Annotated in this window: 13 protein-coding genes; 5 read left to right on the top strand and 8 right to left on the bottom strand. The window is 65.2% G+C overall.

Features of this window, described 5'->3' with window-relative positions:
* Position 1 precedes the first annotated feature (1 nt).
* Positions 2-493, bottom strand: coding sequence for a GFA family protein (locus OVA12_RS22415; protein WP_268140936.1), 492 nt, complete (start codon positions 491-493; stop codon positions 2-4).
* Between the two features lie 248 nt (positions 494-741).
* The gene (cysS, locus tag OVA12_RS22410; protein WP_268140934.1) at positions 742-2,205 is read right to left on the bottom strand and encodes a cysteine--tRNA ligase; all 1,464 of its coding nucleotides are present in this window, start codon (positions 2,203-2,205) and stop codon (positions 742-744) included.
* 299 nt (positions 2,206-2,504) lie between these two features.
* On the opposite strand from cysS, the gene OVA12_RS22405 reads away from it, so the two are divergent.
* From OVA12_RS22405 to OVA12_RS22395, 3 genes are all read left to right on the top strand, one after another.
* A complete protein-coding gene (locus OVA12_RS22405; protein ID WP_268140932.1) occupies positions 2,505-4,220 on the top strand; it encodes a L,D-transpeptidase family protein in 1,716 nt (571 codons plus the stop codon).
* 145 nt (positions 4,221-4,365) lie between these two features.
* Positions 4,366-4,554: a hypothetical protein gene (locus OVA12_RS22400; protein WP_268140931.1), complete on the top strand. Its 189-nt coding sequence runs from the start codon at positions 4,366-4,368 to the stop codon at positions 4,552-4,554.
* Between the two features lie 149 nt (positions 4,555-4,703).
* On the top strand, positions 4,704-5,048 hold the full coding sequence (locus OVA12_RS22395; RefSeq protein WP_268140928.1) for an ArsR/SmtB family transcription factor: 345 nt from the start codon (positions 4,704-4,706) through the stop codon (positions 5,046-5,048).
* Positions 5,049-5,260: 212 nt separating this feature from the next.
* On the opposite strand, the gene OVA12_RS22390 is transcribed toward OVA12_RS22395, so the two are convergent.
* The 3 genes from OVA12_RS22390 to OVA12_RS22380 form a co-directional block, all read right to left on the bottom strand.
* A complete protein-coding gene (locus OVA12_RS22390) occupies positions 5,261-5,746 on the bottom strand; it encodes a CreA family protein (RefSeq protein WP_268141487.1) in 486 nt (161 codons plus the stop codon).
* Between the two features lie 229 nt (positions 5,747-5,975).
* Positions 5,976-6,935: an IS110 family transposase gene (locus OVA12_RS22385; protein ID WP_268140926.1), complete on the bottom strand. Its 960-nt coding sequence runs from the start codon at positions 6,933-6,935 to the stop codon at positions 5,976-5,978.
* Between the two features lie 453 nt (positions 6,936-7,388).
* Complete coding sequence (locus OVA12_RS22380; RefSeq protein WP_268140924.1) at positions 7,389-8,384, bottom strand: MBL fold metallo-hydrolase; 996 nt, start codon at positions 8,382-8,384, stop codon at positions 7,389-7,391.
* 306 nt (positions 8,385-8,690) lie between these two features.
* Between OVA12_RS22380 and OVA12_RS22375 the strand changes: the two genes are divergently transcribed.
* Complete coding sequence (locus tag OVA12_RS22375) at positions 8,691-9,203, top strand: MarR family winged helix-turn-helix transcriptional regulator (protein ID WP_268140921.1); 513 nt, start codon at positions 8,691-8,693, stop codon at positions 9,201-9,203.
* Between the two features lie 121 nt (positions 9,204-9,324).
* A complete protein-coding gene (locus OVA12_RS22370) occupies positions 9,325-10,695 on the top strand; it encodes a DUF2865 domain-containing protein (protein ID WP_268140919.1) in 1,371 nt (456 codons plus the stop codon).
* On the opposite strand, the gene gltX is transcribed toward OVA12_RS22370, so the two are convergent.
* From gltX to bmt, 3 genes are all read right to left on the bottom strand, one after another.
* Entirely contained in the window at positions 10,658-12,019 is a 1,362-nt protein-coding gene (gltX, locus tag OVA12_RS22365; RefSeq protein WP_268140917.1) for a glutamate--tRNA ligase, read from the bottom strand. The genes OVA12_RS22370 and gltX overlap by 38 nt on opposite strands.
* 50 nt (positions 12,020-12,069) lie before the next feature.
* Positions 12,070-13,275 (bottom strand): MFS transporter, encoded by a 1,206-nt coding sequence (locus OVA12_RS22360; protein WP_268140915.1) that lies wholly within the window; start codon positions 13,273-13,275, stop codon positions 12,070-12,072.
* A 119-nt stretch (positions 13,276-13,394) separates the two neighbouring features.
* Positions 13,395-14,405 (bottom strand): betaine--homocysteine S-methyltransferase, encoded by a 1,011-nt coding sequence (bmt, locus tag OVA12_RS22355; protein WP_268140912.1) that lies wholly within the window; start codon positions 14,403-14,405, stop codon positions 13,395-13,397.
* Positions 14,406-14,680 lie beyond the last annotated feature (275 nt).

Genomic DNA, 14,680 nt, shown 5'->3' with positions numbered 1-14,680 from the left:
ATCAGTCCTTTGTGGCGGGGGCGTGCGGCGGCCAGTCGGTCGTGTCGTGGTCGGGATGCTGGTAGGAGACCACCGAGGCAAGGAAGGCCACGGCGGCGGCGTCCTCTTCGGTCCTGCGCTCGGCGATTTCCGCCATGCGATCCGTGTACGGCAGCTTGCGCTCCACGCCATAGGCTATGACGGGTACGATATCGTCAGGCTTGTCGAAGGCAGCGATCGAGAGCGCCATGCCGTCCGGTGCCTCATAGGTCAGCGGCGTGCCGCAGGCCGAACAGAAGCCGCGCGCAACCACGTTGGAGCTCTGGAACCGGGCCGGTTCGCCACGCGTCCAGTCTACGCTGTCTGCCTCGCGCACGGAGACGAGCGGCGCATAGAAGCCGCCAAAAGCTTTCTGGCACATGCGGCAATGGCAGATCGAGGCATGCCCGAGCTTGCCCCTCACCCTGAACCGCACCGCCCCGCACTGGCATCCACCGGATCGTTCTTCCGTCATGCTGTCTCCTCCCCTCGATCTGTTTCAACACCGCGTGCCCGCAGACATCTCCGCCTGGTTCAATTGCAAGTGCTGGTGCGAGCGCCAGCCCCCCACCCCCTCACCCCTCCCCACGAGGGGGAGGGGGGCGGAGAGGCCTTGCCCCCTGGCTGAAGTCCTCGGGCCGCCTGGCTGACGTCCCAAGCGCAGGCGCTTCAGCTCCCCTCCCCCTCGTGGGGAGGGGTTGGGGGTGGGGGGAACCCCGGACATCAGCGCTTGACCTCCCAGGTGGTGGTGCGCTGGCCGGTGGTGGGGTCCTTGCCATCCTTGAGCAGGACGCCCATGGCGGTGAGCTCACCGCGCAGGCGGTCGGCTTCGGCGAAGTTCTTCGCCTCGAGGAAGGCGAGACGCTCTGCAACGAGCGCGTCGACCATGACGCTGTCGAGATCGTTGGCTACTTCAGACTCATCAAGTGTGAAGCCCAAAAAGACGGTGCAGTTCAAAGCAGAGAACGCAGCTTCAAAATCGCCTTTCGCCGCCAGCTTTGCCTTTGCCTGGATATAGGAAACTGCACTAACGGTATTCAGGTCATCTGAGAGCAGGTCAATGAAATCTGCATCCGGGATTGGCTCAACCAACCGGTTTGCAACCGCTTGCCAGTTATGCTTCGAAGCGACCTTTCTAGCGTCGGCCCACGATTTTAGAATGTTTTCGGCCTCTTCAAGCCGCTTAACAGAGAAATCGATCGGCTGGCGGTAGTGGGTCATCAGCATGGCAAGGCGCAGCACTTCGCCCGGCCACTTGCGGCCGCCGAAGACGTCGGTATGCAGCAGGTCGTGGATGGTGAAGAAGTTGCCTTCCGACTTCGACATCTTGCGGCCTTCGACCTGCACGAAGCCGTTGTGCATCCAGTAGTTCGCCATCACCGACGTGCCATGGGCGCAGCAGGATTGGGCGATTTCGTTTTCGTGGTGCGGGAAGATGAGGTCCAGCCCGCCGCCGTGGATGTCGAAGACCTCGCCCAGAAGCTCCTTGCTCATCACGGAGCACTCGATGTGCCAGCCGGGGCGGCCACGGCCCCAGGGGCTGCCCCAGCCGGGCTCTTCCGGCGACGACAGTTTCCAGAGCACGAAGTCGCCCGGGTTCTTCTTGTGCGCATCGACCGCGATGCGGGCGCCGGCGAGCTGGTCGTCGAGATTGCGCTTGGAGAGCTGGCCGTAGGTGGGCATCGAGCCGGTGTCGAACAGAACCTCGCCGCCCTCTTCTGTTGCCGCCACATAGGCGTGACCACGGGCGATCAAGGTCTCGATCATCGAGACCATTTCTTCAATGTATTTGGTCGCGCGGGGCTGGGCCGACGGCTCGAGATTGCCCAGAGCAGCAACATCTTCCTGAAACTGGTCGGCGGTGGTCTTCGTCACCAGCGCGATGGCGTCGTTGAGCGGCAGGCCCGGATGATCGCGCAAGGCGCGTGCGTTGATCTTATCGTCGACGTCCGTGATGTTTCGGACATAGGTGACGTGATCTGCGCCATAGACATGCTGCAGCAGGCGGTAGAGCACGTCGAAGACGATGACGGGGCGCGCGTTGCCGATATGGGCGAAGTCATAGACGGTCGGACCGCAGACATACATGCGCACGTTCGCGGCATCGATGGGGGAGAACTCCTCCTTCGACCGGGTCAGCGTGTTGGTCAGACGCAGGACGGGTGCGTCCGGCTTCGCATGGGTCATGACAAAACATCTCCTGGCCTGCTGGCCGGGACGTCCGTCTCTTGGAAAAATGACGCAAGAAGGGAACGGCCACAGCCAGCGATTGCGCTAGCTGCAGATAATGGTGATCGGAATGAGGGTCCGGTTGGCCGTGTTCATGGGCAAAACCTTTGACCGGTTTCAGGGCAGCGGTCAAGCGGAGATGCAAAACCATCAGGCCTCGCCTTTTGCGGCACAATCGGGGCAGAAAACTGGACTGGGGCTGCCAACACGCTAGGATTTGCCCGCCGGGAATCGCCCGGCCGGCCGGGGGGCGCGACATGACAGGCACGTATCGACTTGCAAGGATCACCGGCGAAGCAAAGACCGCCGCATCGCCGAGGCGTCGCCACACCGCTTGCGGCTTCGCAGCTGCGGTGCTTGCCGGGTTGATGCTGTCAGGCGCAGTGCTCGTGACTGTGCCTGGACCTGCGGCAGCGCAAACAGCAAGCGCAGCGACGACCGATCAGGGCATCGGCAATGTGATTGCCGAGGCGATCCTGGCGCGGCTCGGCACGGTCTCGGATCCCGCCATCGCGGCCTATTACGCGGCGCGCGGCGGACAGCCGCTGTGGGTGTTGTCGGAAGGAGCGGAGGCAGGACTTTCGGAAAACGGCCATTTGGCCATCGCCGCCTTTGCCGCAGCCAATGACCATGCGCTCAACCCGGACAATTATGCCCCGATCGATCTGGCCCGGCGCGCCGATGCGGCTGCAACGGCTGAAGACTATGCCACGCTCGACATCGACCTGACGCGCAATTACGTGCGCTACGGCACGCATCTGGCCTCCGGCCGGGTGCAGCCGAATGTGGTCAGCAAGGCGCTCAACATCTTCCCCGAGATCCCGGACCCGGCTGATCTCCTGAATGCAGTCAGCCAGTCGCCGGATTTCGGCGCCTATCTCGAGGGGCTGGCGCCGCAGTCGCCCTCCTACGCGCGGCTGAAGCAGCGGCTGGCGGACTACCGGGACAAGGCCGCGCGGGGCGGCTTCACCCACGTGCCGGCGGGCGAGACGCTGAAGCCGGGCATGACGGACCCACGCCTCGATGCCCTGCGCAAGCGCATGGCCGAGGAGGACTATCTGGATGCGGCCGCACATACCGGCGACGTCTATGACGGGGCGCTGGTGGAGGCGGTGAAGCAGTTCCAGGAGTATCACGGCCTTACCGTGGACGGGGTGATCGGGCCGGGAACGCTGGCCGAGATCAATGCCTCGATCACCCAGCGCCTGATCCAGATGGAGCTCAACATGGAGCGCCGGCGCTGGATGCCGGACGATCTCGGTTCGACCTATATCTTCGTCAACCTGGCCGATCAGGTGCTAAAGGTCGTGAAGAACGACAAGACCATCCACACGGCGCGGGTTGTGGTGGGCAAGCCCTATCACGCGACGCCGGTGTTCTCGCGCAACATGACCTATGTGGAGGTCAATCCGTTCTGGAGTGTGCCGCAGTCCATTGCGGTGAACGAGTATCTGCCCAAGCTGATCAAGAATCCTTCTGCGCTGTCCGGCCAGAACATCCGCGTGTTCAAGGGCGACACGGAAGTGAACCCGGCGAGCGTGGCCTGGGCGTCGTTCAAGGGCACCGGCCTGCCCTACCAGCTGAGGCAGGACCCGGGCGACAAGAACGCGCTCGGCCGCATCAAGTTCATGTTCCCGAATGCCTTCAACATCTACATCCACGACACGCCGTCCAAAGCGCTGTTTGACCGCTCGGAGCGCTATTTCAGCCATGGCTGCATCCGGGTGTCGGATCCCTTTGCCCTGGGTGAGGTCCTTCTGGCGGCGCAAGGCTTTGACCGGGCGAAGCTGGAGAAGATACGCGACAGCGGCGACCGGCAGGTGATCACCCTGAAGGAGCCGGTGCCGGTGCATCTGACCTATCTGACAGCCTGGATGAACAAGGACGGCTCGACCCACTTCCGCCCGGACATCTATGAGCGCGATGAAGCGCTGCTGAAGGCGCTTGCCCGTGCCATGCGGGAGAACCTTTGACCGGAACTGCGCCTCTTTCCGTCTGTTCACGAAGCTGAACGGCAGCTGAAAGCCGGTCTCAGCATGGGTTCAGCCCCGCCCTGCCATTGTTGCGCTATCAGGTCGTCATGGACCGGGCGCGGCCCGGCAGACAGCGGAGCTTCCCATGGTATCGCGTATCGCTTCGTTCACGTTCGTCATGTCGGTGCTGCTGTTCCCGATGATGGGATTGGCGGTTCTGGTCTCAGGTCCGGCCGTACCGCCGGCCGTCAGCGTGCAGAAGAGCATGTGCCTGACCTCCGGCCTTGGCTGTGGCAGCGGTCCGATGTTGCTGCCGGCCTTGTCGAGGCATTAAGCCGCACCGGCCCGACCGCGCCTGAGCAGGCGGTGCGGCGGCGGCAGGAACGCTTAAAAAACAAGCAGTAAGCGCGCGTCAAACACTTCAGTAATCATGGGACTTGGGCTAAGTTGCCAGTATCGGCAATCTCTGGTATTTTCAATTTCATGAAACCTGATCTGCTTGAGGCCAAGGCTGAAATGGCCGCCCAGTTCCTGAAAATGATCGCATCCGCGCCGCGGCTTCTGCTGCTGTGCCAGATGGCGGAGAAGGAGTGCAGCGTCGGGGAACTCGCCGAACGAACCGGCATGCGGATGCCGACCGTGTCGCAGCAGCTCAGCCTGCTCAGGGCTCAGGGGCTCGTGGTGACCCGGCGCGACGGCACGACCATCTATTACCGGCTTGCCAGCGAGGCGGCACGCGAAGTCATGGGCGTGCTGTTCAAGCATTTCTGCGCCGTCGACGCCAAGGGCCTGCCCATCGTTGCCGTTGACGAGGCCGAGACGGTCTGAGGGCTGAGCCAGAAACTGGAACATCACAGCAGCGTTGCGCTGAGCCGCAGCAATCCTACACAGTGCTGTCCCGGCCTTGTGCCGGGACCTGTTTCAGGGTGCAGAGCGGCAATCGCGTCTACCGTCAGATGTAACATCACGGGTCCCGGCACAAGGCCGGGACGGCGCGCAGAAAATACACAAGCAGTCCCTGACATGGGAAAGCCGCAACATTACTTCGTGACAAAATCGCCGCAGCGCGGAGCCGGCTGATCGCCCCAGGGCATGATCGGCACCGAGGAGGTTGAGTTCTTCGGGCTGCCTTCGATGATCTTGTCGGAATAGACGAGATAGACCAGCACGTTGCGCTTGGCGTCACAGCCGCGCACGATGCGCATCTTCTTGAACAGGAACGAGCGGCGCTGGCGGAACATCTCGTCGCCCTGCTCGAACTTTTCCTTGAAGCTGACCGGCCCGACCTGACGGCAGGCGAGCGAAATGTCGGACACCTCCTCGGCAACGCCAAGCCAGCCCTCAACACCGCCCTTTTCCGGAACAGTGAAATGGCAGGCAACGCCGTCGACCACCGGATCGTCGATGGCATAGGTGGCGAGCTTGTGGTCCGGGGTGAGGAACTTCCAGACGGTCGATTTCTTGAAGATCAGATCCGGTTCATCGCCCGCAGCCTGTGCGCCGCCGGAAGGCAGCGCCAAGGACATGCACAGGGCGGCGGCGGTGGCGAGAGCGGATGTGCGCAGAGACATGAGTGATCCTTCGGATGTGTCCTGAGGCCGGACGGCGCTTTGAGCGCCGAACCAGATGTGGGCACGGACATGCTGGACTACCAGTGCCGATGCGTCCCATGCGCAAAAATGCGTAAGGGGCCGGAAAGTTCCGGCCACCGACGGAATGACACGATTTGTCGTGTTGAGATCCTGCACCGTGTCATCAACTCTGTTGTTGTGCGTTTTGCCTGATCCTTGCGTTCAGGATGACGATGATCTTTCGCATGAGGGCGGCGATTGCGAGGATTGGCTTCTTCCCGTTGTTGATAAGCCTTTGATAGACCTCCTTTAATGGCCCGTTTGCGCGGCTTGCGGACAAGGCGGCCATGAAGAGGGCCGGCTTGACGGTGGAGCGTCCGCCGTGCATCCGGCGATATCCCTTGAGGGTTCCGCTGTCCTTGGGATGAGGGGCGACCCCGGCGAGGCTTGCGGCCTGGCGCCGGTCCATCGTTCCCAGTTCCGGCATGGTTGCGGCGAGGGTGATGGCGGTGCGCTTGCCCACGCCCGGCAGGGAGCAGCAGACCTCGATCCGGCGGGCGAGCTGCGGCGAGGCGTCGACGAGCGCCTCGATGGCGGCGTCGATGGCCTCGATCTCGTGCAGGATCGCCCGCAGGATGACCTGGCAGGAGCGGCGGATGATCGCGATGCCAGGTCCCTCTCCGGGGATCTTTGAGCGGTTCTGCTCGGCCACCTTGAGGGCGAGAAGCTCCTGACGGCGGGCATTGAGGCTGGCGAGTGTGCTCTGGGTCTCATCGGCCAGCGTGAACAGGGCGAGTGTCTTCCAGCGCTCCTCGCCATAGCGGGCCAGAGCCTGGGCATCGATGGCGTCTGTCTTGGCAAGACGGCCGAAGGACCGGCTGAATGCCTTGACCTTAACGGTATCGGCCCGGTGGCAGGCAAGGCCTGCTGCCGTCAGTTCGCCCACCAGCAGGCGCTCGTGGCCGCCGGTCGGCTCCAACACGCACAGGCAGTCGGCCGACAGGCCTGTCAGCGCCTTGCGGATGCTGGCGGAGCGGTTGGGGAAGGTCGTGACACGGCCGGTGGCGGTGTCGAAGGCGGTGATGCTGTCCTTGGCGACATCGAAGCCGCAGACATGGGCGGGAGGCTGCTGCAGGGCGGGCATGGCCGTGCTATCCTTGACGTGCTTCGGATTGTTTGCGGGCGTGGGTGTCAGCCAGAGGCCCAATCAACTCTCCAAGCGGGAAAAGGGAAGCGTCAGGGAGCCATGATGACAGCGGGTGAAAACCCGACCCCGGGACGGTCGCCTGACGCTGAAGCTGCGGGTTAAGGGTCGCAGCTTCCCCTTTACCCTAGCACCTCGGACAACAAACAACCCCGGGCGAGAGCACAGCGGAGACCCGGGGCCTACTCGTTCGCAGAGCGGCCATTTTGCGGCACGAAAGTCCCGGTGAGATCGTTTCCGCTTTCCGGTGCATCGCCGGTTACATAGGCTCTGCAAGCGAGTAGGCCCCGGCTCTCGCGTTGCTCGGCCGAGGTGACGCCGATGGAGCTGGTGTCAGCTATTGGGGGCCGGAAAGTTCCGGCCCCTTGTCACATGTGTCCACCGAGCAGGAGATCAGGCAGCGTTGCTGGCCGCGCTCTGGTCCTCGGCGCGGTCCTGGCCGCCGAGCATGCCGAGGATCTGGCGATCGTGTTCGGCGGTCCAGACCTGCGGCAGATCCTGCCCGCCGGTTTCCTCCAGCGCCCGGACCACGTTGAACGGCATGCGCGCGCCATAGTGGGCGAGCTTGGCAAAGCGCGGATCCATTGCGTCGCGGATCGCAGCATAGGCTTCGCGCAGCGGCAAACGCTCGCCGGAGCAGGCCTTGGCGGTGCCGAGCAAGGTATCGAGATAGTCACGTGTGCGATTGAGTGCTTCGCCGACCTGCGTCGGTCCGGCGACGGCCGGCGCGCCGCCGGCGATGAGCGCATTGGCGCGGAAGGCGCGCATGCGTTCAAGTGTCCGCAGCCAGTCGGCCAGATGGCCGTCGCGGGCGTCCGGGCAGCCGCCGGGCTCCAGAAGATCGCCGGCGAACATGACGCCGCTGTCGGGAACATAGACGACCACGTCGCCCATGGTGTGACCACGACCCAGGTGCATCACCCGGATCTCGCGGCCGGACAGGCGCAGCGACAGGGACGAGGCAAAGGTCAGCGTGGGCTCGACAGGCAGACCGGAGGCAAAGGAGGCGCGAAGCGGGCCTTGCGGCGCTCGCAGGCGGGCCGCCTGTTCGCATTCCAGATCCTGACGGCCCCGCTCCTCAATCATGCGGCGGGTCAGGTCGGACGAAATGATATCACCGGGCACGAAGGCGCTGGCGCCCAGACGGCGGCGGGCATGATAGTGGCTCAGGATGACGTGCTTCACCGGCTTGTCGGAGAGCTTGTCCAGCGCCTCCAGCACAGGAGCGGCGTCTTCCTTGTTGGCGGGCGCATCCACCAGGACTAGGCAGTCGTCGGTCCGGATGACGCCAAGGGTCGGCCGGCCGGGCCGAACCAGGGCGAAACAGCCCCGACCCACCTCAGCGATGGAGACGGTGTCGGCCTCGGTGCCGCTGCTGGTCTTGCTCATGGGTATTCACCTTCTGCACGGCGGATCCATTGCCTGCGGCACCGTCTGGCACGGCCCCTGCCCGCGCACGCAGGCGAATCCTCTCCTCACTTCCACACGATCCATGCGGATCCCCCCGATTCGCAAACAAATGCAGAAAAATCATGGCGCAGGCGGAGTTTTATCAACAAGTTGCTGAGTTAACCGGCTTTGCCCTGCCCTGGTGCATGCTTCAAATTGGACGATCAAGCTGTGACAAGCCCAATTGCTGCACGCGCGAAGACGTTCAATACTGTCCCGGCGCAGCCCTGACGAAACGGAGTTGGAATGTCATCGTCCAAGCAGCCATCCGCGCCCTCCAGCGACGCTGCCCGGCCAGCCGAGGCAGATCCGCTGCGGCTTGAGACGTTCCTGCCCTACCGCCTCAGCATTCTGGCGGAAGTGGTCAGCCGGGCCCTGTCGCGCATCTATGCCGACCGCTTCGGCATCGCCATTCCGGAATGGCGGGTGGTGGCGACCATCGGACAGTTCGGCAAGGTGACGGCGCGCGACGTGGGCGCGCACAGCCACATGCACAAGACCAAGGTGAGCCGGGCCGTCGCGGTGCTGGAGGGGCTTGGCTATGTCGCCCGCACGCCCAACCCGGTGGACATGCGCGAGAGCTTCCTGGAGCTGACGCCAAAGGGAGCGGCGATGTACCGCGAACTGGTGCCACAGGCCCGCGCCTTCTCCGACGCACTGCTTGCCACTCTCCCCGGCGATTCCCGGGCCGAACTGGAGGACCTTCTGACCCGGCTGCAGGATGCGGCCAGTCAGCTGGGAGGCAGCGGCGAGGCGTGATTTCGCCCCGGTTAACCGCGTTCCCGGACTGCGATTGCAAAAACGGACCTGGCACTGAATAGTGAGCCCGGGATGGCGCGGACCGGGACAACCGGCGTCCGTGCGGACAAGGGATCAAGCCATGAAGGCGGTGACACGTTCAGCCCGGAGGGGGCTGCGGGCGCTCGTGCTTGGCATCGCCGTCTGCCTGGCAGCCGGCGCGGCCGAGGCGCGCAAGGCTGCCTGCGACGGGCTGGAACGTCAGCTCGCCAAGGCGCAGGGCGGATCTCAAGCCTCCGGCGGATCCAAGTGGGACGAGGCGGCCCGGCAACAGGCAGCAGCCATCAGCGCGGCCGAACGGGATGCGTCCTACTTCCGCTGTTCTGCCCAGCCCGGTACGCCGAAATGTGCCGGCCTCCTCGACAAGATCAGCCGGATGAAGGGCAACCTTGCCAAGATCGAGCGGCAGCGCGCGAAGGGCAATCCCGCGGCTGCGCGCAGTGCCCGCGACGTGACGCGCCTGCAGGCGGCGTTGCTGCGCAATCGCTGCAGCGAAAGCCCGGCGCGGGTGGAAAAGACCCGTGGCAGCGATGCGCTGGAAACCCAGAAGCCGAGTGGCTTGCTGAACCGGCTGCTTGGCGGCGCGGAAGCCGATGATCGTCCGGTGATTGTTGCCCCGCCCCAGCCGGCGCAGCAACTGGCTGCAACTTCCGCTCCAAGTGAAATCATCGGTGAGCGCCGCTCACGGGCTCGGGTGACTGACCTTGAGGAAGCGGGCAATGTTTCCCGCGTCAGGGTGCCGGCCAATGGCACGTTCCGCACCCTGTGTGTGCGCACCTGTGACGGCTACTTCTTCCCGATCAGCTTCTCGACCAGTTCTGACAAGTTTGCGCAGGATGCGCAGGTCTGCTCGTCGATGTGTCCGGCAGCGCAGACGGAGCTGTTCATCTACCGCAACCCGGGCGGCGAACCGGAGGAAATGATCTCGCTGGCCGGCATTGCCTACAAGGACCTGCCCAACGCTTTTCGCCACCGCAAGGAATATGTCGAAGGCTGCAGCTGTCAGGCAAAGGCCACCGGCACCGCCGGGCTGCGTGTTCCTGGCCCGGCCAACATGTCGATGCGGCCCGTTGCCGGAACGCCGTTGCCGCCAGCCGGCAATCTGCCCCTCGGACTTGACGACAATCCGCAGACCGGCAGCCTGCGCGCGTCCGTCAGCCCGTTGCCGGCCGACGCCATTGCTGAAGACGTGGATCCCGACACGCGGCTGAATCTGGGTCAGGGCTTTGACCCGACCATTCGCATCGACGCGAGCACCGTTGCCTCCACAGTGGCAACACCGGCGGCCGGGCTGGATGTGCGCGGGGCAGCGCCCTCAGACCCTGCGGCATCACAAACGCCCGAGGCCGCCAGTGCCACGCCGTCAGCAGATGGCACGGAGGCTGCCGCAGAACCGGCAGCCCCGCGCGGTCCTGTCAGGCAAGTCGGGCCAAAATTCTATCCCGACCGATAAGCGGCAGCAGCGCGTTCATGTCCGGGCCATGGTCATGGCCGGTCAGCGCCTGGCGCAGCGGCATGAACAGGCCCTTGCCCTTGCGGCCCGTCGCCCCTTTCAGCGCCTCGGTCCAGGCCTTCCAGGTCATCGACGTCACCTCGCCGTCCGGCAGCAGTGCACGGGCGCTGGCGATGTAATCCCGGTCTTCCCCGGCGATCACCGGCGTGATTTCACCGGCCGCAACGGGCCACCAGAGCGCGGCATCGGCGACCTTGACGCAGTTGTCGCGCACGGCGAGCCAGAAGGCCTCGCCGCCGCCGATGCCAAGGGCTGCCAGCCGGTCGGCCACATCCACGAAGGCCAGGGCATGGACGAGATGGGCGTTGAGCGTTTCGAGTTCGGCCGGATCAAACTTGGCCGAGGATTTGGAAATGCCGGCAAGATCCAGCTTGTCCGCCAGCGCATCAAGGGAGGCAACCGCCTCGACGGCCTGTGAGGTGCCGGTGAGGACGGCGAGCGACGCCAGCGCCATGGGCTCGAGCCCGGCCTCGCGCAGGGAGGACACCGACAAGGCCCCCTTCCGCTTCGACAGGCCTTCGCCATCGGCGGTGGTCAGGAGATTGTGGTGGGCCAGCACCGGCGGCTCGGCGCCCAGCGCCCGGAACAGGGCGATCTGCACGGCGGAGTTGGCGACATGGTCCTCGCCGCGGATGACATGGGTGATGGCCAGATCCGCATCGTCGACCACGGAGGTGAAGGTGTAAAGGCAGGTGCCATCCTCACGCACCAGCACCGGATCGGACAGGGAGGCGAGGTCGATGGCCTGCGGCCCCCGGCAGAGGTCATCCCAGGTGACGTCAGTGCGCCGGGGTGCCAGCGGATCGCCGTCATGGTTGGGCAGGAGGAACCGCCAGTGCGGCTTGCGGCCTTCCGCTTCCAGCCGGGCGCGGTCCTCCGGGGTGAGCTTCAGCGCCGCGCGGTCATAGACCGGCGGGCGGCCGAGCGCACGGGCGCGGGTGCGGCGGCGCTCCAGTTCGTCGGCGGTCTCGTAGCAGGGATAAAGCACGCCTGCCGCCTTCAATGTCTCTGCCGCAGCCGCATAAAGCGCGCCGCGATCCGACTGGCGGTAGACAGCATCCGGCCTGAGGCCAAGCCAGGCGAGATCGGCGGCGATCGCCTGCGCATATTCCTCGCGCGAGCGCTCCAGATCCGTGTCGTCGAAACGCAGGATGAACCGCCCCCCGTTCCGGCGCGCGAAGAGCCAGTTGAGAAGAGCGGTGCGGGTGTTGCCGATGTGAATGAGGCCCGTCGGCGAGGGCGCAAAGCGGACTGTGACGGTCATGGCCATGAGGTATCCCGGCTGCGGGATCGGGACAAGGGATAAGATGGGCCTCAGCGCCGCTTCAAGATCCGCGATGCGGCGGTCAGCGCTCCGATCATGGCAAGGCAATAGAAGCCCATGCCGAGGATCTGCAGGTCGAAGGGGACGTTGAGGTCAATGAGCCAGCCGGTGAGGCCGGGGCCAAGGGCGGAGGCAAAGACCATCACGGCAAAGACCACCGAGCGGATCGCGCCCAGATGTGCTGTCCCGTACAGCTCCGGCCAAAGCGCGCCGGTGAAGGTGGCGACGAAGCCATTGGACAGGCCGAGCAGCGCCATGAAGGCGAAAACGCCGGCAGGCTGATGCACCAGCGCCAGCACGAGACATCCGGCGGTGAGCGGCACCAGCATGAAGGGCATCAGGGCGCGGGCGGAAAACCGGTCGATCAGGCCGCCGAGCACCAGCGAGGACAGCACGGCGGTGGCGGACATGACCATGAAGGCCAGCGCGAATAGCTCCTTCGGCCAGCCGCGCAGCTCGGTGAGATAGACCTGGTGGAACAGGATGGCCGTGGCGATAAACGGCGGGGCAAGGACACCGGCGCTGACCACGTAGAACAGCGGGTCGCGCAGCACGTCCGCCCGGCTCCAGTTGCGCGGAGCGGTTCCCGTGCGCGCCAGATCCTGCGCCTGTGGCACGCGCTCCTTCCTCAGGAGCAGCAGCACCAATGGCAGCACGGCAAGCACCATCACCGCAGCGGCGAGCCCCCAGGTCTGGCGCCAGCCGATCAGCGCCGAAAGCGTGACGAATGTGATCGGCAGCAGCGCCTCCGAGACGGGATAGCCGAGCCCGACCACGGCCACCGCCCTGCCCCGCTGCGCGTCGAACCAGCGCCCTGTCGCCGTCATGGCCGTGTTCGACATCATGCCCTGCCCGAACAGGCGCAGGCCATAGAGCGCGACAGCCAGCACGGCCACATGCGGCGTCAGCGCCATGAGAAGACAGAAGCCGCCGAGGGCCAGCATCACACCGGCCGCCACCTGGGGCACGGTAAAACGGTCCAGCGTCCGGCCAAGGGTGGGCAGGGTGAGGGCCGATCCGAGAGTGGCGAGCATGTAGAGCGAGCCGAGCTCGCCATGGCTCAGCCCGAAGGTCTGCCGCAGGTCACCGGCGGACAGGGAGATGAAAAAGGTCTGGCCGAAGCCCGAAAAGGCAGTGAGCACAAAGGCCGCACCGAGCCAGCGGGCATTGCGGCCCAAAAAGGAGAGGAAGGACATCACTCACTCCGGGAGGAAGCCCGAGCCTGCACTTCCCTCACAAGAGGCGTCAAGGCCGGATCCGGGCAACACAGGCAGCCGGCAGCGGCATAGACCCGGATCCAGTAGAGCTTTGCCTGTTACCCCTTGCGACGGCCTCTGCGGCCCTCGCCGCTCCGTCCCTCGCCTGCGTTTTCGTTCGGCGGGGAGACGAGCGGGCCGATGTCGCGGATGATGTCGTCCAGCGTCGGGCGCGGGCCGGGGGTGTGGCTGTCGAGCGCCTTGCGCATGGCGGCAAGATGAAGCGGCGAGGTGCCGCAGCAGCCGCCGACGATGCGCGCGCCGGCATTCAGCGCCATGTGGGCATAGGTTTCCATCAGCTCCGGCGTGCCGGAATAGACCACCTTGTCGCCCTGGATGACCGGAATGCCGCAATTGCCCTTGGCGAGGATGATCGCCTCCGGATTTGCTTCCGACAGCTGCAGGATGGTGGCAAGCAGATCCGATGCGCCGACGCCGCAATTGGCGCCCACCACCGTCGGCGTGCAGGCGAAGGTCGAGGTCACCTCGGTCAGCGCCTTCGGGGTCAGGCCCATCATTGTGCGGCCAGCGGTATCAAAGCTTGCCGAGATCACCAGCGGCAGGCCGGAGCCCTTGGCCGCCTCCGCGGCTGCCTGCATTTCCTCCGGCGCGGACATGGTCTCGGCCCAGAGAATGTCGACGCCGCCCGCCTTCAGCCCCTCGATCTGCTCGGCAAAGGCCGCAACCGCGCCTTCATAGGTGAGCGCGCCGAGCGGCACCAGAAGTTCGCCCGTGGGGCCGATGGAGCCAGCAATCAGCACCTCGCGCTCCACCTCGTCGGCCACCGCCCGGGCCAGGCGCGCGGCCGCGGCGTTCAGCTCCACCACCCGGTCTTCGGCCTTGTGCAGCTTCATGCGGTGGCGGTTGGCGCCGAAGGTGTTGGTGAGCAGGATATCCGCGCCCGCCTCGACAAAGGCCCGGTGCAGCGCCTTGATCTTCTCCGGCTCGTCGACGTTCCACAGCTCCGGCGCATCGCCGGAGGTCAGGCCCATCTGGAACAGGTTGGTCCCCGTCGCGCCATCGGCCAGCAGCACGCCCTTTTCGGCGAGGAGGGTTTCAAGCTTGCTCATGATCGTCTTTCCGGGGCTGTCTTGGTGTTTCGGCGCGCTCTCGACCGGCCGCCGCTTGCCCAGCCGGCCGGCCCATCACGGGCACTTTGCCCCAGCATCCCCCACCCCCACCCGCCCCTCAAGCCCGTTTGCACCGGCAAGTGTCGGGAAAACGGCTTTTGGGGTGGGCGAACTCGGTTCAGGTCGGACAGGCTGTCAACCAATGGAACGGCTGGCCCCAGAGGTCAGGCGCTCTTCCTCTCCCCCCTTGAGGGAGAGTGCCCCCGGCAGGGGGC

Source organism: Pannonibacter sp. SL95 (genome assembly GCF_026672425.1).
Classification (GTDB): Bacteria; Pseudomonadota; Alphaproteobacteria; order Rhizobiales; family Stappiaceae; genus Pannonibacter.
This window is presented reverse-complemented; position numbering and strand designations above follow the sequence as displayed.